General features: G+C 68.5%; 17 protein-coding genes and 1 riboswitch. Of the genes, 11 read left to right on the top strand and 6 right to left on the bottom strand.

The annotated features are described in order from the left end of the window. The first annotated feature begins 210 nt into the window (after positions 1-210). Complete coding sequence (locus FKV24_RS09445) at positions 211-882, top strand: hypothetical protein (protein WP_141482202.1); 672 nt, start codon at positions 211-213, stop codon at positions 880-882. An 18-nt stretch (positions 883-900) separates the two neighbouring features. On the opposite strand, the gene FKV24_RS09440 is transcribed toward FKV24_RS09445, so the two are convergent. Both FKV24_RS09440 and olsF read right to left on the bottom strand, forming a co-directional pair. Next, positions 901-1,752, bottom strand: a complete 852-nt coding sequence (locus FKV24_RS09440) for a UDP-2,3-diacylglucosamine diphosphatase (RefSeq protein ID WP_141482201.1) — start codon at positions 1,750-1,752, stop codon at positions 901-903. Further along, positions 1,749-3,512 carry a bifunctional ornithine lipid synthase OlsF gene (olsF, locus tag FKV24_RS09435; RefSeq protein WP_170288267.1) on the bottom strand — a complete coding sequence of 588 codons (1,764 nt, stop codon included), beginning with the start codon at positions 3,510-3,512 and terminating at the stop codon, positions 1,749-1,751. The genes FKV24_RS09440 and olsF overlap by 4 nt, the downstream gene beginning before the upstream one ends. A gap of 261 nt (positions 3,513-3,773) precedes the next feature. Between olsF and metK the strand changes: the two genes are divergently transcribed. After that, positions 3,774-5,000, top strand: coding sequence for a methionine adenosyltransferase (metK, locus tag FKV24_RS09430; RefSeq protein WP_111267333.1), 1,227 nt, complete (start codon positions 3,774-3,776; stop codon positions 4,998-5,000). A 208-nt stretch (positions 5,001-5,208) separates the two neighbouring features. Here metK and FKV24_RS09425 read toward each other — a convergent pair whose 3' ends face one another. Both FKV24_RS09425 and FKV24_RS09420 read right to left on the bottom strand, forming a co-directional pair. Further along, the gene (locus FKV24_RS09425; protein WP_111267334.1) at positions 5,209-5,775 is read right to left on the bottom strand and encodes a hypothetical protein; all 567 of its coding nucleotides are present in this window, start codon (positions 5,773-5,775) and stop codon (positions 5,209-5,211) included. A gap of 104 nt (positions 5,776-5,879) precedes the next feature. Beyond that, positions 5,880-7,871, bottom strand: coding sequence for a LysM peptidoglycan-binding domain-containing protein (locus FKV24_RS09420; protein ID WP_170288266.1), 1,992 nt, complete (start codon positions 7,869-7,871; stop codon positions 5,880-5,882). Between the two features lie 137 nt (positions 7,872-8,008). After that, positions 8,009-8,110, top strand: a riboswitch (S-adenosyl-L-homocysteine riboswitch). Between the two features lie 59 nt (positions 8,111-8,169). On the opposite strand from FKV24_RS09420, the gene ahcY reads away from it, so the two are divergent. The 7 genes from ahcY to FKV24_RS09385 all read left to right on the top strand — a co-directional run bounded on the left by ahcY (position 8,170) and on the right by FKV24_RS09385 (position 14,728). Then, positions 8,170-9,615 carry an adenosylhomocysteinase gene (gene ahcY / locus FKV24_RS09415; protein ID WP_141482199.1) on the top strand — a complete coding sequence of 482 codons (1,446 nt, stop codon included), beginning with the start codon at positions 8,170-8,172 and terminating at the stop codon, positions 9,613-9,615. 311 nt (positions 9,616-9,926) lie between these two features. Next, complete coding sequence (locus FKV24_RS09410) at positions 9,927-10,325, top strand: hypothetical protein (protein WP_141482198.1); 399 nt, start codon at positions 9,927-9,929, stop codon at positions 10,323-10,325. 84 nt (positions 10,326-10,409) lie between these two features. Next, positions 10,410-10,829 (top strand): hypothetical protein, encoded by a 420-nt coding sequence (locus tag FKV24_RS09405; protein WP_141482197.1) that lies wholly within the window; start codon positions 10,410-10,412, stop codon positions 10,827-10,829. Between the two features lie 124 nt (positions 10,830-10,953). Next, positions 10,954-11,379 carry a hypothetical protein gene (locus tag FKV24_RS09400; protein WP_141482196.1) on the top strand — a complete coding sequence of 142 codons (426 nt, stop codon included), beginning with the start codon at positions 10,954-10,956 and terminating at the stop codon, positions 11,377-11,379. A 205-nt stretch (positions 11,380-11,584) separates the two neighbouring features. Beyond that, positions 11,585-11,992, top strand: coding sequence for a DUF2946 family protein (locus FKV24_RS09395; RefSeq protein ID WP_141482195.1), 408 nt, complete (start codon positions 11,585-11,587; stop codon positions 11,990-11,992). Positions 11,993-12,052: 60 nt separating this feature from the next. Next, positions 12,053-14,131, top strand: a complete 2,079-nt coding sequence (locus tag FKV24_RS09390; RefSeq protein WP_141482194.1) for a TonB-dependent copper receptor — start codon at positions 12,053-12,055, stop codon at positions 14,129-14,131. Positions 14,132-14,293: 162 nt separating this feature from the next. Continuing rightward, positions 14,294-14,728 (top strand): GNAT family N-acetyltransferase, encoded by a 435-nt coding sequence (locus FKV24_RS09385; protein WP_211371834.1) that lies wholly within the window; start codon positions 14,294-14,296, stop codon positions 14,726-14,728. A 6-nt stretch (positions 14,729-14,734) separates the two neighbouring features. Here FKV24_RS09385 and FKV24_RS09380 read toward each other — a convergent pair whose 3' ends face one another. Continuing rightward, positions 14,735-15,391 carry a hypothetical protein gene (locus tag FKV24_RS09380; RefSeq protein WP_141482193.1) on the bottom strand — a complete coding sequence of 219 codons (657 nt, stop codon included), beginning with the start codon at positions 15,389-15,391 and terminating at the stop codon, positions 14,735-14,737. Positions 15,392-15,420: 29 nt separating this feature from the next. Continuing rightward, complete coding sequence (locus FKV24_RS09375; protein WP_141482192.1) at positions 15,421-15,978, bottom strand: DUF3228 family protein; 558 nt, start codon at positions 15,976-15,978, stop codon at positions 15,421-15,423. A 111-nt stretch (positions 15,979-16,089) separates the two neighbouring features. On the opposite strand from FKV24_RS09375, the gene metF reads away from it, so the two are divergent. Both metF and FKV24_RS09365 read left to right on the top strand, forming a co-directional pair. Then, positions 16,090-16,947 (top strand): methylenetetrahydrofolate reductase [NAD(P)H], encoded by an 858-nt coding sequence (gene metF, locus FKV24_RS09370; protein ID WP_283016207.1) that lies wholly within the window; start codon positions 16,090-16,092, stop codon positions 16,945-16,947. A 75-nt stretch (positions 16,948-17,022) separates the two neighbouring features. Next, positions 17,023-17,564, top strand: a 542-nt coding sequence (locus tag FKV24_RS09365; protein WP_141482191.1) for a hypothetical protein, incomplete at its 3' end; no start/stop codon positions are given.

Below are 17,564 nucleotides of genomic sequence, written 5' to 3'. Positions count from 1 at the left end.
GAGTGAATCCATGCGCGGATGCTACCGGTTGTCGGCCGTCCGCGCGGCCCCGCCGCGATGCCTGCCGATACCCGCGCGCCGTTGCGGCCGCGTCGATGGCCGCCAACCGGCCCCTCGATGCGTTCTGCATCAGGTACAGGGGGCCTTCACCGCACGCTTTCCGATCACCGCGCACGCGGCGGCCGGCGGCGCCCGACCGTGGAGACCCGTGTGTCCGGATTCGCAAGCAGCCGCTGGAGCCTGGTCGTCAACGGCGGCGGCCATCCCCGCCAGGTGCGCACGGCCCTGGTCGCGATCTGCCAGGACTACCGCTGCACGGTGCTGGGCCATCTGCGCGGGCTGGGCTGCGGCGACGACGAGGCCGGGGATCTGGCCCGGGACTTCTTCGCCTGGCTGCTCGCTCCGGGCGCGGCCGGCGTCGCGGCCTGCGTACCCGATCGCTTCCGCCCGTTCCTGCGGGACGCGCTGGCGCGGTTCCTGGACGATCGCGGCGCCGCCCCGAGCACCCGCGCCTCCCCGACCGCTGCGTTCGACCACGCGTGGGCACTGGCCGTGCTGCGCAATGCCGGGCGTGCGCTGGAGCGCGAGTACCGCGCCGAGGGACGCGAGAGGCTCCATGAAACCCTGATCGGCCTGCTGGTCCCGGTCTACGGCAACGGCGGCGAGCCGGTCGCGGACGCCCTCGCCCACCGTCTGGTCGCCGCGGCCCGGCTCGGCACCGACGTGGACGGCGTCGCGACGCAGCTGGCGCGGATGCACCGGCGCCTGCGCGAGCTGATCCTCGCCGAACTGTCGCAGACCGTATGCGACAGCGCCGGACTGGAGGCGGAGTACGCGCTGCTGCTGCGCGAGCTTGGCGCGCTGTACCGCGACGACGCCTGAAGCCTGCGCCGGCGCCGCTCAGGCGGCGTCGGGCAGCGTCTGCGGCAACGAGGAATGCGACGTTCGTGCCGGCAACAACGCCAGGGTTTCGCCGTTGTGCGACAGCAGGCGCAGGCTGCCGTCCGGGTCCTCGGCCAGCGCGCTCAGGCTCTCGACCCAGTCGCCGTCGTTGGCGTAGACGCGGCCGTCGCGTTCGAACAGCGCGGCACGGTGGATATGGCCGCAGACGATGCCGTCCAGGCCGCGGCGTGAGGCGTCGTCGAGGCCGGCCTGGACGAAGCGGGCGATGTAACGTTCGGCCGCACCGCTCTGGCGCTTGAGGAATTCCGACAACGACCAGTAGCGCATCCCCAACGCGCGGCGCAGGTGATTGAACAACTGGTTGCCGCTGAGGATGCGGTAGTACAGCCAGTCGCCGAGCTTCTCCTGCAGGCTGCCGAAGTGGGTCTGCGCGTCGTAGTCGTCGCCGTGGGTGACCAGCAGGCGGCGGCCGTCGGCGGTGGTGTGGATGGTGCGCCGGCGCACCTGCATGCGCGGCAGCGCCAGTCCGCAGAAACGCCGGATCGGGCGGTCGTGGTTGCCGGGCACGTAGATCAGCTCGGTGCCGTCGCGACGCAACGCGTGCAGCGCCTCGATCACCCGATTGTGCGCATTGCCCCAGCGCGCGCGCCGCTGCGCCATCCACCACAGGTCGACGATGTCGCCGACCAGGTACAGGCGATCGCAGCGCAGCGCCTGCAGGAAGTCCGCCAGCTGGTTCGCGTGGCAGTGCTTGGAGCCCAGGTGGACGTCGGAGATGAATACGGCGCGTCGCCTCTGCGGCAACTGCGTCACGGTGGTGGTCGTCGAAGCAGTTGCCGGAGTGCTCATGCGCAGGCCCCCCTCTCTCGCGGATGATCGCTTGCCCCGGCTCGCGCCTCGCCGATGGCGCAGCCCAGGTATCGCGCCCGCTTCTTCGGGCGCAGCATCTGCAGGTCGACCTCGATCAGGCCGTCGACCGAGTCGCTGAAGTCCGGGTCGACGCCGAAGGCGAGAAAGCGGGCCCCGCCCGGCTCGCACAGGTCGGTGTACTGCTTGTAGAGCATCGGCAGCGCGGCCCCGAGCGCGTCGAGGTTGTCGCGCAGCACCCGGAACGCGGTCGCCGCGTCCAGGGTCGGATCGAAGTCCGGCGGTGCGGCGCGGTAGGCGAACGGGCGGTTGGACACCGCCTGCCCGGCCTCGCCGCCGTAGTAGCGGGCGTAGTAGGCGACGATCTGCTCGCGCGCCTCGACCGGCAGCGCGGCGCTGATCGAGACCGGCCCGAACAGGTAGCGCACCCGCGGGTGGCAGGCGAGGTACGCACCGATGCCCTGCCACAGGTAGTCGATGCTGCGACTGCCCCAGTATTCCGGCACCACGAAGCTGCGCCCCAGCTCCATCCCCTCGTGCAGGCGCGGCAGGGTCTCCCCGGCGTACTGGAACAGCGACGCGGTATACAGGCCGGCGGTGCCGCGCTCGGGCAGGACCGCCGAGCCGCGGGCGATCCGGTAGGCGCCGGCGATCTTCTCCGCCGCCGCGTCCCACAGCACGATGTGCTCGTACCAGCCGTCATACTCGTCGACATCGAGCCGGCGCCCGGTGCCCTCGCCGACCGCGCGGAAGGTCATCTCGCGCAGGCGGCCGATCTCGCGCAGCAGCGGCGCTCCGGTCGGCAACCGGCCGACCCGGATTTCCTTGCCATCGGTGGTCATTCCCAGCAGCCGCATCCCGGCGATGCCGGCGGCGACCTGGGCCGCCGCGATCGGCCGGATCAGGGGTATCGCGGCATCCGCCGGCAGCGGGTCGTAGGATTCGCGACGGGTACCGATCGCATGCAGCTCGCGGCGCACCTGGCGCAACAGCACGCTGGGTTCGGCGTCGTCCGGCAGGTCCAGCAGGCGCCCCACCCGCAGCACCACCCGGCGCGCGCGGCGGGCGAACATCTCGCGCGCGAGCAGGGCCGTCCCGACCGGCTTGAACAGCGCCGAGGCGCCGTAGAAGAACGCCGAGTTGCGCGCCTCGACCCGGATCGGCAGCACCGGCGCCTCGGTGGCGCGCGCGAAGCGCAGGAAGCCGCGGCGCCAGCGTCCGTCGGTGACCCCGCGCAGGCCCAGCCGGGCGACCTCGCCGGCCGGGAACACGATCACGCACTGTTCGGCCTCCAGCGCGGCCTCGATCGCGTGCAGGCTCTCCACGCTCGGGCGGCCGCCGAGGATCCGCACCGGCAGCAGCAGCTCGCCGAGGCCGTCGATCACCGACAGCAGGTCGTTGGCGACGATCCGCACGTCCTTGCGCACGCTGCCGACCAGGTCCAGCAACGCCAGCGCGTCGAGCGCGCCGGAGGGATGATTGGCGACCACCAGCAGCCGGCCGCGGGCCGGGATCCGCGCACGCTCGGCCGGATCGACGCCGTAGCGGGTCCCCAGGTAGTCCAGCGCCGCCGACACGAAGCCGAACCCGCGCAGGTGGGCGTTGGCCTCCAGGAACCGGTCGACCTCGTGCAACCGCGACCAGCGACCGAGGGTACGCAGCAGCGGGCGGGAGAGACGGGCGCGACGCCCGTTGAACCAGTGCGGGAAGCGTTGTTGCAGGCGCTGTTCGATCTTGCCCATGCGTTGGCGCGTTGGCGGCGGCAGCCGATGACTGTCGGCGCGAAGATTGACGCCCGGCGGCGACAGTCGCATGTCGGCGGCAAGACAGAGCGGTGACACGCTCCCGCCCGGGCCGGCCCCGCTCCCCGGCATGGCGCCGGATCGACCACGGTCACGCCGCTTAACCCCGGGCAACACCTCGAAAGTGCACAATGCAGCATGGCCCGCAGTTCTGTATGATGCGCGGCCATCCTTTCATTCGAATCAAAGGATATTGCCTCGATGTCCAGCTACCTGTTCACCTCCGAATCCGTGTCCGAGGGCCATCCGGACAAGATCGCCGACCAGATCTCCGACGCCGTCCTCGACGCGATCCTGGCGCAGGACAAGCGCGCCCGCGTCGCCTGCGAGACGCTGGTGAAGACCGGTGCGGCGATCGTCGCCGGCGAGGTCACCACCACCGCGTGGGTGGACATCGAGGAGCTGACCCGCAAGGTCATCAACAAGATCGGCTACGACAACTCCAACGTCGGCTTCGATGGCCACACCTGCGCGATCATCAACATGCTCGGCAAGCAGTCGCCCGACATCGCCGCCGGCGTCGACGGCACCCGCAGGAAGGCCAAGAAGCCCGAGGAACAGGGCGCCGGCGACCAGGGTCTGATGTTCGGCTACGCCTGCAACGAGGCGCCGGAGTTCATGCCCGCGCCGATCTACTACAGCCATCGCCTGGTCGAGCAGCAGTCCAAGGTGCGCAAGAACGGCAAGCTGCCGTGGCTGCGCCCGGACGCCAAGAGTCAGGTCACCCTGCGCTACGACAACAACAACGAGATCGTCGGCCTCGACGCGGTGGTGCTGTCGACCCAGCACGACCCGGGCATCAAGCAGAAGGACCTGGTCGAGGCGGTGCGCGAGCACATCCTCAAGCCGGTGCTGCCGAAGAAGTGGTTCGAGTCGCTGCCGAAGAACAAGATCCACATCAACCCGACCGGCATCTTCGTGATCGGCGGCCCGGTCGGCGACTGCGGCCTGACCGGCCGCAAGATCATCGTCGACACCTACGGCGGCATGGCCCGCCACGGCGGCGGCGCGTTCTCCGGCAAGGACCCGTCCAAGGTCGACCGCTCGGCCGCCTATGCCGCGCGCTACGTCGCCAAGAACGTGGTCGCCGCCGGCCTGGCCGACAAGTGCGAAGTGCAGGTCAGCTACGCGATCGGCGTGGCCGAGCCGACCTCGATCTCGGTCACCACCTTCGGCACCGGCCGCATCAGCGACGACAAGATCGAGAAGCTGATCCGCAAGCACTTCGACCTGCGCCCGTACGGCATCGTCAAGATGCTCGACCTGATCCACCCGATCTACCAGCAGACCGCGGCCTACGGCCACTTCGGCCGCAAGCCCAAGGAAGTCAGCTACCTCGACATCGACGGCAACAAGCACACCGCGACCGCCTTCTCCTGGGAGAAGACCGACAAGGCCGAGGAGCTGCGCAAGGCCGCCAAGCTGTAATCCGGCGCCTGTTCCAGGCATACCGACGGGCCGCCCTCACGCGGCCCGTCGTCATTCCGGGCCCAGGCCCAGGATCCCGCGAACCCGCGAACCCGCGAACCCGGCATCGGACCGGATCGTCCCCGTCTCCGGCAACGACGCACGGCGGCGACACGCATACGAAACCGGCAGGCGGGGCGTGCCGCGCCAGCGGCTTCGCAACCTCCCGTCAGCGGCGGGGCGCGACGACGCGGTACTCGCCGTCTCCGCCCGTGCCATCCTGCTCCAGTCGCGCGCACAGGCGGCCGTCCTGGCAGAGGACGACATCGGCGCGGTTGTAGGCGCGCAGCAGCTCCAGCTCGACCTGGTTGCGCGAGATCTCGCGCTGCAGATACCACAGCCCGCCGGCGGCGACCGCGGCCGCCAGCAACAGCACCAGCCCCACCGCGACCGTGATCGTCAGCAGACGCTTCTCCACCGTCGCCGCCTGATTCGCCAGCCGGGCGATCCCCTGCCCCGCCGCATCGATGCGCTTGCCGCTCGCCGCGGCCGCCCGCTCGAGTTCGGCCAGGGAGCCGCCGACCCCGCCACGCACCGCCTGCGCGACCTCGCCCGGGACACGGGCCAGTGCCTCGTCGGCAGCCTTGCGGATCTGCTGCGGCGCCTCCTCGACCGTGCGTTGCAGGCGCGCGGCATTGTCGCGGTTGGCGCGACCGGCTTCTTCGCTCTGGCGCTTGAACAGGTCCAGCAGCTCGGCGGCGCGGACCACGGTTTCCTTCAGATTCGCATCATTCACACATCATTCTCCGTCCCGCGGCGGGCCGGGCCGGAGCACGACGCGCGAGCCGCGGCGACGCTGTACCCGTCGCCACGACCATCGACGCACGGCTCCCGCCGACCCTAGCGCTGCAGGGCCTCCTGTTGCTGGCCTTGCTGTTCGTTGCGTTGCCGTTCCTGCTGTTCGTTGTGCTGCTGCTCGGTCGCCGCCCGCAGTTGCGCCTCCACCTGCATGCCGGCCTGGGTGAACATCGCCCGCGCATGATCGGAAGCGCCGACGTCGCGGATCGCCATGTCGGCCGCCGCATCGCCACGCTGCAACCCCTGGTACAGGTGATCGAACATCCGGTCGCTGCCGGCGTCGCGCGGCAACGTGCCCAGTTCCGGCGGCTGCTGTCCGGCGCGCTGCCATTGCGTGCCCGACAGCACCTCGCCCGAGGCCTTACTCACCGTCGCATCGATCCGGTCGACGCGATCGTTGGCGATATCGCCATCGGCGCCCTGAGCGTAGCGGTGGAGGTTCTCCGTGAACGCGTACGAGCCGCTGCCGACATGCCGGGCCATCGATATCGCGAACTCCATGCTGCCGACCGCCTGCCCGTCCGCCTCGCGCTGTTCCATCCAGCGGCGGTCGTCCGGCGAGGCCGCGCGCACCTGGCCCATGAAGGCCTGCATCTGCGCCTCGTTGAACTCGATGACGACCTTGTCGCCGGGCTTGATCGGCCCCTCGCCACTCTGCGCGCCGGTGATCGCGACGTTCAGATTGCCGGCCATGTTGCGCTCTTCGGCCTGCTCGTTGTGCCCCATGAACCGGTCGAACATGCCGTACTCGGGGCGGTCGGTATCGATCGTGAAGCGGTAGGCGCGCATCCCGCCGAGCTCGTTGCCGTCGGCATCGAAGCGCTGCACCACCTGCAGCGGCACGTTGTCGCTGTACTGCAGTGCGCTGGTGCGGGCGAAGGAGCCGTCGGCATAGGTGGTGGTGACGAACTGACCGCTGTTTTCAGGTCCGGCCAGATCGGCCTGCACCCGCGCCTGCTCAGACCCCAGCCCCAGTTGCATGCGGGTCTGCGAGTTGAAATCGGTGCGTTCGATCGTCGCGACCTCGCTGACGCCCGGGGTCTGCGAGGCGACCTCGCCGGTGCCGACGAAGTGCGCGAACGCCGCCTGGCCGTCGGGCGAGGCCAGGTCGAATCGCGCGGTCTGCAGGGTGGCCGACTCCAGGGCGTCCTTGCGCCCCAGCATCGCGGTCGCGATGTCGGTCTTCAAGCCGACGGCGTTGAACGCCTCCACCGCCTCGCTCGGGCCCATCACCACGTTCACCGTATCGCCTTCGCGGGTGATCGAATAGCTGGCGCCCTCGCTCTCCTTCAGCTGGCTGCTGATGGCGATCTGCCGGAACGTGGCTTCCATGGAGTGCTGGGCAAAGTCCGCCTGGTTGAGCGTGACCGAGGCACCGTCCGGAAGCGTCGTCGGATCGAAGGGATTGATCCGGGCGGCGGCGGCGGGATCGGCGTCCGCACCGGGCAGGGTCACCTCGTACTTGAGCGTCTGTCCGACGCTGCCCGCCACTTCCACCGCAACCGCACCGCTCTCCACTTCGCGCTTGACCGACAGCGCGGTGAGTTCGTGTTCGACGCTCACGGTGGTCGTGCCGTTGTCGCTGCTGACCCCTCTGACCGGACCGGCGGCGGGCGGCTCGCCCTCGACGCGCTTGACGTTGGTCTCCAGGCTGCCGCCGGCGCCCAGCGTGCCCAACAACGGATCGGACACCGAATTCTGCACCGCGCCCTTGACGCTGCCTTCGCCCGGCTTCCACTCGAACGATGCCGCGGTGCCGCCGCTCTTGGCCTCGACCGACACGCTGCTGCCCGAGCCCTGCTTCAGTTCCTGCTCGCCGATCGCCGCGGTCACGCTCATCGGCGATGCGGGGATCTGCAGCTCCTGCCCTTCCACCAGCCGGCGCACCGAAAGCTGCTGCTCCGGGTTGGCGGCATCGAGCATCTGGATGGTCACGCCGTAGCGCTCGGCGAGGTCGGCCAGCGCGTCGCCCTCGCCGATGACATGGGTCTGGGCCTGGTTCGCACGGTTGCCGGTGTCGCTGTTTCGTTCCATGAGATTCCCCTTCATTCCATTTCGTCCGGTCGACACCGCCGCGCCTGAACGGGTACGGCCGCGTCCACAATTGCTGAATTGTAGCAACCTCAGGTTGCCATGATGCGGCGGGAAAGGCGTTAGAATCTGCCTCCGCTCCCGCCGAGGGGCGCTGCGACCGTCCCCAAGCGCATTGCCGCGCGATGCGGGCACGGCCAGGCTCGGCGAGGCAGCCCATGCAACAACGGCGCCCGGTCTGAGAACCCGCGTCCCGCGAAGGTCCACGCGACCGCCGGGGCGCACAGAACCGGAGTCCATCATGAACGCTGTACCCAAGACCTTCTCCCAGGATGGCGACTACAAGATCGCCGACATCTCGCTGGCCGACTGGGGCCGCAAGGAAATCGACATCGCCGAGCACGAGATGCCGGGCCTGATGTCGATCCGTCGCAAGCATGCCGCGCAGGCGCCGCTCAAGGGCGTGCGCGTGACCGGCTCGCTGCACATGACAATCCAGACCGCGGTGCTGATCGAGACGCTGAAGGACATCGGCGGCGACGTGCGCTGGGCCTCGTGCAACATCTTCAGCACCCAGGACCACGCCGCCGCCGCGATCGCCGCCAGCGGCACCCCGGTGTTCGCGTGGAAGGGCGAGAGCCTTGAGGAGTACTGGGACTGCACCCTGTCGGCGCTGAGCTTCCCCGACGGCAAGGGCGGCTTCCTCGGCCCGCAGCTGGTCGTCGACGACGGCGGCGACGTGACCCTGCTGATCCACAAGGGCTACGAGCTGGAACAGGGCGACGAGAGCTGGGTGAACGCGCCCGCCGGCAGCCACGAAGAGAAGGTGATCAAGGACCTGCTCAAGCGCGTCGCCAAGGAGCGCCCGGGCTTCTGGACCACCGTGGTCGAGGGCTGGAAGGGCGTCTCCGAGGAGACCACCACCGGCGTCCACCGCCTCTACCAGCTGGCCCAGGACGGCAAGCTGCTGGTGCCGGCGATCAACGTCAACGACTCGGTCACCAAGAGCAAGTTCGACAACCTGTACGGCTGCCGCGAGTCGCTGGCCGACGGCCTCAAGCGCGCGATGGACGTGATGCTGGCCGGCAAGGTCGCGGTGGTCTGCGGCTACGGCGACGTCGGCAAGGGCTGCGCGCACTCGCTGCGCGCCTACGGCGCCCGCGTGGTCGTCACCGAGATCGACCCTATCTGCGCACTGCAGGCGGCGATGGAGGGCTTCGAGGTCAAGACCGTCGAGGACACCCTCGGCACCGGCGACATCTACGTCACCACCACCGGCAACAAGGACATCATCCGCCTCGAGCACATGCGGGCGATGAAGGACCAGGCGATCGTCTGCAACATCGGCCACTTCGACAACGAGATCCAGGTCGATGCGCTGTACGCCTCCGGCGCGGTCAAGACCAACATCAAGCCGCAGGTCGACAAGTTCACCTTCGACGGTGGCAACAGCATCTTCCTGCTGGCCGAGGGCCGGCTGGTGAACCTGGGCTGCGCCACCGGCCACCCCAGCTTCGTGATGAGCAACTCCTTCGCCAACCAGACCCTGGCCCAGATCGACCTGTGGGCGAACAAGGACTTCTACGACAACAAGGTCTACCTGCTGCCGAAGAAGCTCGACGAAGAGGTCGCCCGTCTGCACCTGGAGAAGATCGGCGTCAAGCTGACCCGGCTCAGCAAGGACCAGGCCGAGTACCTCGGTGTGCCGGTCGACGGCCCGTTCAAGCCGGAGCACTACCGCTACTGATCGGCCTCGCCGACAGGGCTGTACGCGAAACGGGCGCCTCGGGGCGCCCGTTTTGTTTTTTGGGGAGCCGGCCAACACGGCCGTCCCCCGCAACCCATCGCCGCGACGCCAAATGAAACCGTGCCGGCCGGGCGCCTGCGGTTGTATCGGGGCTGGGAAAGCCATTGGCTTTCCCTGACAAGCGATATCAAATCATCTCCGGGGTCCATCCAGATATCGCCCCACATTCGCGGTAATTTCCGCCCGTCTCATCAGCAAATGCGTCATCGATACCCAGCGCAAGACATGGCGCTGCAACGGAACGAGAGCAGTTGACGACGGTCAACCACCTGACTGAATATTCGATATCACCCCATTTCTGGGTTTGCTTGGCATTAAGGCGCATGACCAACTTTCAGTTAGTTGCCGCAATTACAGCCATCGCCGCCATGCTCAGCGGCTGCAGTCGGTATTCGGCAGGCAACCTGGATAGAGAACGCTGTGAGACTCTCCATCCAGGTCAGTCATATGAGCAGATCATTGCCGTCATGGGGCTGCCTACGCACGTCCTTCCCCTCTCCGGCCAAAAGGGCGAAATCCTGATATACAACTTGCCGGCCATGGCAGAACTACCAATGTTCAGCGCCGACAAGGAGGTAGAGATTGTGGTGACCCCAAGCCCCTCCGGCGTAGTACTCCGAGCAGCGCTTTGTTCTGGAGATGACTACTGATGCGCGCAAACAATTCATTTAAGCCGAAGCCGCTTCGCGGCGCGGCTCAACTGAGGCGTTAGAACTGCATTAGGCATCAGGGGCATGCTCATGACCGGAAAGCGTAGCCATGTCAAAGACATCGGAAGGGCTATCGTCACAGCAACGAAGCCTGAGGATCTTGATGCCCTTCGATTCTGGGCACAGAAGATGCTGGATATAAGAGCAAGCAATTTTTCTGCGTTTGAGAAATCCAAGCGCGCAATCGCCGCATCCATCGACAAGAAGGTACTTGCGCCAATCCTCAACGTTGTGTGGCGAGAGATGAAGCGCGTCGGCTGGGAAGAGAGAAGCCTTCCTGCCAAGATGGCTATGAGCGCCGCTGCCGCTGCACTAACGCTATCTGGTCAAGGCGCTGGCATCGCTGCACTTGGCGGCGCCATTGGAGTTCCGTTGTTCGTCGTGTTTGGCGCTGGCGGAGCTTTAGCAGGTGTCATCATTGAAGAAATCAGACGTAAGAAGTAGTCATCGACTGCAGTTCCAACAATTCGTTCAAGCCGACGCTTCTTTTACCGTCCTCTGGAACCCAGCGAACACCCGCCAGCCATCAACCTCTAGCCACAGCCCGGCCGCATCAGCACCATCGAACATGACCGAAGCGTTCTCCATCCCACGCCACAGCGACTTCCTTGGCGGATATCTCGACGCGGTCGCACGCACACTGACCACCGACACCGAACTGGTCGGCCTGAGCGTCACCTTTGCGGACGCGGTCGCCTGCGACGACGACTGTATGACGGACAATCATCAGCGCGTTCCCATAGAGAACTGGAGCCGCGAGTTCTGTGCCTTCGTGGAAGGCTTTCTCGGCATCGACGCCCGCTCCAGACTCGGCTTCTATCTGGTGGACTATCTGTGCTGGTTCCGGGACTTCAGCGATGACGCGGCCTGCCACCGATACGACCACCACGACCCGACGACGGAAATCCGCTATCGCATCGAATGGCCTGACGGTTGCCGGGTCGTTCTCATCGCCAACCGCACGGTCCGGACGCCTTCCCTGCCCGGCACCTGAGGCGACCCGCTCCACGCATCGGACACCGCGCCCGCAACCAGGCGCGGACTCGTCGTCCATCCAATGGTTGCGTCGAATCCGGCATCGACACCCCGACTGCGACAATCGGTCGCTTGTGCGCTCAAGCCCTTTCCGGGTCGCCGGACGCATGGCGCGACATGGCTAGAATTGCGCGGTGATCCGATCTCCGGCCCTCTTCAGACGCGTGAGCTGGCTCGCCCTGGCGGCGGTGCTGCTGATGTCGTTGATGCCGACGGCCAGCCGGGTCCTGGCGGTCGCCGGCAACGCGGCATCCGGGATGCCGACACTGGTCGAGATGTGCACCAGCAGCGGTCTTCGGTGGGTCGACATCTCGTCCATCGTCGCTGACGCGCGCACCGGACAGGACGACCGCAACGCCGGGGATCACGACAGCGGTAACCACGACGGCGGGATCGTCGACGCCTGCGGCTACTGCACGCTGGGCACGCCGCTGCCCCTGCTCCTGTTGCTGTTCTGCCTGCTGGCGTACTGCCCGCCGCCGCCTCTGTTGCGACGACACTACCGGTCGTTGCCGCGAGCGCTGCGCAACATGCGCGGCCTCGGCGCCCAGGCACCGCCACTGACGCTCTGATCCACAAGCCATCTTTTCCTGCGCGGTCTCGGTGCCGCGCGCTTGTGCCTTGGAGCCCACATGTCGATCTCCCTCCGCGCGGCGATGCGTTCGTCGCGCCTGTCCGTGGCCGTTTTGGCCGCGCTGTGCCTGTCCCCTTCCGCTGTCGCCGCCACGCCTGACGGCGACGCCGATTCCCCGTCGACGCTGGACGCGGTCGTCGTCACCGCCGAGGCGCCCGACTCGCCGTTGACCTGGAGCACCGATCCGAAGATTCCGCGCCAACCTGTGCCCGCCAGCGACGGTGCCGATTACCTCAAGACCATTCCCGGCTTCACCGCGCTGCGCAACGGCGGCAGCAATGGAGACCCGGTCCTGCGCGGCATGTTCGGATCGCGCCTGAACCTGCTTACCAACGACGGCAGCATGCCCGGCGCCTGCCCGGCCCGCATGGACAACCCGCTGTCCTACGTCTCGCCGGAAACCTACGACCGCCTGATCGTGGTCAAGGGGCCGCAAACGGCGCTGTGGGGGCCCGGTGCCTCGGCCGGCACGGTGCGTTTCGAGCGCAGCGTCGAGCGCTTCGACGCGCCCGGCGTGCGCGCCAGCGGCCGCCTGCTTGGCGGCGCGTTCGGGCGCAACGACCAGGTCGTCGATCTGGAAGCAGGCAACCCGACGGGCTATGCGCGGATCAACGGCAACCGCTCCGAATCCGACGACTACGAGGATGGCGACGGCAACACGGTGCCGTCCTCGTGGAAGAAGTGGAACCTGGATGTCGCGCTGGGATGGACGCCCGACGCGCACACCCGGCTGGAGCTGTCCGCCGGCCGCGGCGACGGCGAGGCCCGCTATGCCGGCCGCGGCATGGACGGGTCGCGGTTCAGGCGCGAGAGCCATGCGCTGCGCTTCGAGCGTGACGGGCTGGAAGGCGTGTTGAAGTCGATGGAGGCGACGGTATTCCACAACCGGGCCGATCACGTGATGGACAACTACAGCCTGCGCGACCCCAACCCGGCCGGACCGATGCCGATGCCCATGGCGTCGAACGTCGACCGCCGCACCTACGGCGGCCGGGTCGCGTTCGACTGGCGATGGTCTCAGTGGTCGCTGGACGCCGGCATGGACGCGCAGGACAGCCGCCACCGCGAACGCAGCGCGATGGGCCGCGGCGCCTATCGCGCATTGCCGTGGACGACCGACGCCACGACCTCCAATCTCGGCGTGTTCGGCGAGCTGTCCCGCGAGGGCCGCGGGGGCGGCAAGTGGATCGCCGGCGCGCGCGTCGACCGCGCCGGGACGACCGACAAGCGCGCCACCACCGGGATGATGGGGATGCCCAACCCCACCGCCGATCGCATCCGCAGGGAAACCTTGCCGTCGGGTTTCCTGCGCTTCGAGCAGGCGGCGACGACGACGCCGTTGAGCTGGTACGCCGGCATCGGCCATACCCGGCGCATGCCCGACTACTGGGAGCTGTTCTCCGCCGACATGGGCCCGACGGGCGCGGCCAACGCCTTCGCCGGGATCGAGCCCGAGCGCACCACCCAGGTCGATATCGGCGCCAGGTTCCACAGCCAACGCATCGACGCCTGGGTATCCGCCTACGCCGGCCGCATCGACGACTACATCCTGTTCACCTATCGCAGCGGCGGCATGATGGGCACGGCGTCCTCGGTGTCCAACGTCGATGCGCGGATACGCGGCGCCGAGGCCGGCATCGAGTTCCGGGCGGACCCGCACTGGAAGCTCGGCGCCACCCTCGCCCATGCCTGGGGCGAGAATCGCAGCAGCGGACAGGCGTTGCCGCAGATGCCGCCACTGGACGCGCGGCTGAGCGCCGGCTACGACAACCGGCGCTGGAACGTCGGGCTGTTGCTGCGCGCGGTGGCCGGACAGGACCGCGTCGCCGGGAACCAGGGCAACGTGGTCGGACGCGACCTCGGTCCCAGCGCCGGCTTCGCCACCCTGGCGGTCAACGGTGGCTACCGCTTCGGCGAGCGCCTGCGCCTCACCGCCGGTGTCGACAACCTGTTCGACCGCAACTACAGCGAGCACCTCAACCTCGCCGGCAGCACCGACTTCGGCTTTCCGGCCGATCCGGTCCGCATCAACGAGCCCGGGCGCACCGCCTGGCTCAAGCTCGACTTCGAGTATTGACCGCGGCGTGCCCGCCGCCCCGTGTCGCCGTACCCGATCGCACCGGCAGGTGGGCGACATGGGCGGCACGACATTGACGCCGGCGGCGATGGCGACAACCATCCGGACATCCCTCGTCCTTGCCCGCATCTGCCGATGCGGGCGCTCCGGAGCCCGAAACCCGTGACCGCAACACCGTACACCGTCGTCCACGAGACCCCCGCGATCGACACCTACCGGCACCTGCGACAGGCAACCGGGATCGGCCCGAAGACCCATGCCGCCGCCGAGGCCGGCCTCCCCAACTCGCTGTTCGCGGTGCAGGTGCTGTGCGATGGCCGGACCGTGGCGATGGGCCGGGTGATCGGCGACGGCGGCTGCTTCTACCAGGTCGTCGATATCGCGGTGCTGCCCGAGCACCAGGGCCGCGGCCTGGGCAAGGCGGTGATGCGCGAGATCGCCGGATACATCGAGCGCGAGGTGCCCGAATCGGCCTACGTCAGCCTGCTCGCCGACGGCCAGGCATTCCGGCTCTACCGGCAGTTCGGCTTCGCACTGACCGCGCCGGACAGCCTTGGGATGGCACTAGTGAAGGGGGCCGGCACGGGCGAGGGCTGAGCGCCGTCACTCGCCCCAGTCCTGGTCCAGCGGACTCTCGACCAGGAAGTCCGGATTGCCGAAGCCGGTATCGGTGTCGAGCACGAGTCCGATCGTCACCGGCCGCGGCGAGAGCTCCAGTTCGGGCTCCTGCACGTATTCGCGGCGCTGCGATATCTCGCCGACGCCGGTCTCGGGAAGATAGACCCGGACCGAGCGCCCGTCGGCGCTGGCGCCGACCAGAGTGTCGCCGCGATCGTTGTCCAGTTCCGGCTCCAGGCGATAGCGGACGCCATCGCCGGGAGACTCCAGCCAGCAGACCGCATCGTGGACATCCGGCTGCTGCGGAGGCGCGCCGAGCCAGCCGGTCATGTTGGCCAGGTCGTAGGCCGGGAAGCCGTCCGGAAACAGCACCGCCACGGCGCCATCGCCCTGGGGATGCAGTTCGACGCTGAAGATGCCGGGGCGGGCAGCCCGGGTGAGGCCGCCGTAGTCGACGATCGCGGCTTCGATATCGCCGATGCCGCCGTTTCCGACCCGTATCCAGCCCCTGGCCGGCCGGAACGCGGGGTCGGCCGACAGCGCGGGATCGGCGTCTCCGACTTCGACACCCGCCCCGCCGTCATCGCCGTCGTAGTGCCCGCGCTCGCGACTGAACAACCAGCCGATGAGTCGTGAAAACATGCCGTTCTCCTCCGCCTGACCGGCCGCGGCTACGGCCGCCAGTTCGCATTGTTGTCCCAGAACTCGACCGCGCGGCGGTAGGCGTCGCGGTCCAGCGGCACCCCCGAGCCGCCTTCCTCCACCCCCAGCGCGTTGCGCATCATCGTGATCGGCGCCATCGGGATCTCTTCCGGCTCGGCGGTGTACAGGCAGCCGACCACGCCCCATTCGCCGTCGATCGGCGCGCCCTCCTTCGCCAGTTGCGCCGCGCTGTAGAGGATCACCACCAGGTAGTCCGCGACCGGCGCCTCGACGCCTTCGAACCAGCGCACCAGCACCGGCAGCTCGTCCCGGGTGCGCGCCTCGTAGGCGCTGCGCAGCAGGTGGCGGTTGTCGTCGCTGATCGGCACGGTCAGGCAACGGGTCGAAGTCCAGTTGCGGTGCACGTGCAGCTTGCAGAACGGCGCATAGCCGTCGAGCACCTTCAGCGGCGCGTGGGCATTGAGATGCCGTTCGAACTGCTCCGGCGTGCAGTCGCGGATGGTGTTGCGCCGGCGCTCCTTCGGAAACAGCCGGGCGGTGGCGAAAGGGGTGAGAACGATGGACATGCGGCGGGCCGGTCGGTGTTGGAAGCGGGCCCCATTGTCCGCGATCGCGGCGACAGCCCCACCCGGACCGCCCCGCGCGCTTCATAATTCCTTTCATCGCGATAAAGCGATATGATGTCCGCCGACCAGGCCCAAGACACCGCGATGACGCCGATCAGCTTCGAGTTCTATCCGCCCAAGACCGACGAGCAGCGCAGCCAGCTCGACCGCACCGCGGCCAGGCTCAAGGCGCATGCGCCCGAATACGTCAGCGTGACCTTCGGGGCCGGCGGCTCCACCCTCAGCCACACGCCGGAAGCGATCCAGCGCCTGGCCGGCGAGCATGGCTACAGCGCCGCGCCGCACATCACCTGCATGGGCGGCTCGCGCCAGGAAATCCGCGGGCTGCTGAAGCTGTACAAGGCGATGGGCGCGCGCCGCCTGGTCACCCTGCGCGGCGACCTGCCCTCGGGCATGGTCAGTCCCGGCGACCTGCGCTACGCCAACGAGCTGGTCGAGTTCATCCGCGCCGAGACCGGCGACCATTTCCATATCGAGGTCGCCGCCTATCCCGAGATGCACCCGCAGGCACGCGACGCCCATGCCGACCTGGGCCACTTCAAGCGCAAGGTCGAGGCCGGCGCCGACGGCGCGATCACCCAGTATTTCTACAACGCCGACGCCTACTTCCGCTTCGTCGACGACGCCCGCGCGGCGGGCATCGACATCCCGATCGTGCCGGGCATCATGCCGATCTCCAACTTCAGCCAGATCCGCCGCTTCTCCGACATGTGCGGCGCCGAGATTCCGCGCTGGATCGCGCAGCGGATGCTGGCCTACGGCGACGACGCCGCCAGCGTGCGCGCGTTCGGCGCGGACGTGGTCGCGCAGCTGTGCCAGCGCCTGATCGACGGCGGCGCGCCGTCGCTGCATTTCTACACCCTCAACCTCGCCAAGCCGACCCAGAGCGTGATCGATCGACTGGCCTGAACCGCGCCCCAGCGGGCCGGCATCGATCCGACCGGTGCACTGTCCGCGCCTTCCCGCCGGGGTTAGGCTGCGCGGATGCCCTCGCTCCGCCCGCCCGTCCTGCGCCACCCGCCCTCGGCGGTGTTGCGGATACTGGCCGCGCTGCTGCTTGGCGGCGTGCCGCTGCTGACTCCGGAGCCCGCCCACGCGCAGATCCGGCGCTGCACCGCGGCCGACGGCACCAGCGTGTTCACCGACCGCCGCTGCGAGGACCTGGGAAGCGTCTCCAGGCGTCCGCACACCGCCGCCACCGGTCTCGGACGACCGGGCTCCTACCGGCCCCGCTGCATGCGCAGCGTCGACGAGCTGGTGTTCGAGATGGGCCTGGCCTTCGACAACCAGGACGCCAACCGCCTGGCCGGGCTCTACCACTGGACCGGCATGTCCTCCAGCAGCGGCTACGCGGTGGCCGAGCGGCTCGACCGTCTGGTCCACCGGCCGCTGGTCGGGATCGTGCCGGTGATGCCGGAACCGATCCCCCCCGAACCGAGGCCCCCATCGGTGCCCGCCACGGAGACGGGCGACGCCGCCGCGCCCGCGGCACTGCCGGCCTCGGGCGACTGGAGCGACTGGGGACG

This window comes from Marilutibacter maris, assembly GCF_006546735.2.
In the GTDB taxonomy this organism is placed as follows: domain Bacteria; phylum Pseudomonadota; class Gammaproteobacteria; order Xanthomonadales; family Xanthomonadaceae; genus Marilutibacter; species Marilutibacter maris.
Note: the sequence above shows the minus strand (reverse complement) of the source record. Positions and strands in the feature narration are given on the sequence as shown.

Coding starts and splice junctions, on each gene's coding strand:
- FKV24_RS09440 (WP_141482201.1), bottom strand. CDS start 1,752: ATGAGCACTCCGGCAACTGCTTCGACGACCACCACCGTGACGCAGTTG.
- olsF (WP_170288267.1), bottom strand. CDS start 3,512: ATGGGCAAGATCGAACAGCGCCTGCAACAACGCTTCCCGCACTGGTTC.
- metK (WP_111267333.1), top strand. CDS start 3,774: ATGTCCAGCTACCTGTTCACCTCCGAATCCGTGTCCGAGGGCCATCCG.
- FKV24_RS09420 (WP_170288266.1), bottom strand. CDS start 7,871: ATGGAACGAAACAGCGACACCGGCAACCGTGCGAACCAGGCCCAGACC.
- ahcY (WP_141482199.1), top strand. CDS start 8,170: ATGAACGCTGTACCCAAGACCTTCTCCCAGGATGGCGACTACAAGATC.
- FKV24_RS09405 (WP_141482197.1), top strand. CDS start 10,410: ATGCTCATGACCGGAAAGCGTAGCCATGTCAAAGACATCGGAAGGGCT.
- FKV24_RS09400 (WP_141482196.1), top strand. CDS start 10,954: ATGACCGAAGCGTTCTCCATCCCACGCCACAGCGACTTCCTTGGCGGA.
- FKV24_RS09390 (WP_141482194.1), top strand. CDS start 12,053: ATGTCGATCTCCCTCCGCGCGGCGATGCGTTCGTCGCGCCTGTCCGTG.
- FKV24_RS09380 (WP_141482193.1), bottom strand. CDS start 15,391: ATGTTTTCACGACTCATCGGCTGGTTGTTCAGTCGCGAGCGCGGGCAC.
- FKV24_RS09375 (WP_141482192.1), bottom strand. CDS start 15,978: ATGTCCATCGTTCTCACCCCTTTCGCCACCGCCCGGCTGTTTCCGAAG.
- metF (WP_283016207.1), top strand. CDS start 16,090: ATGATGTCCGCCGACCAGGCCCAAGACACCGCGATGACGCCGATCAGC.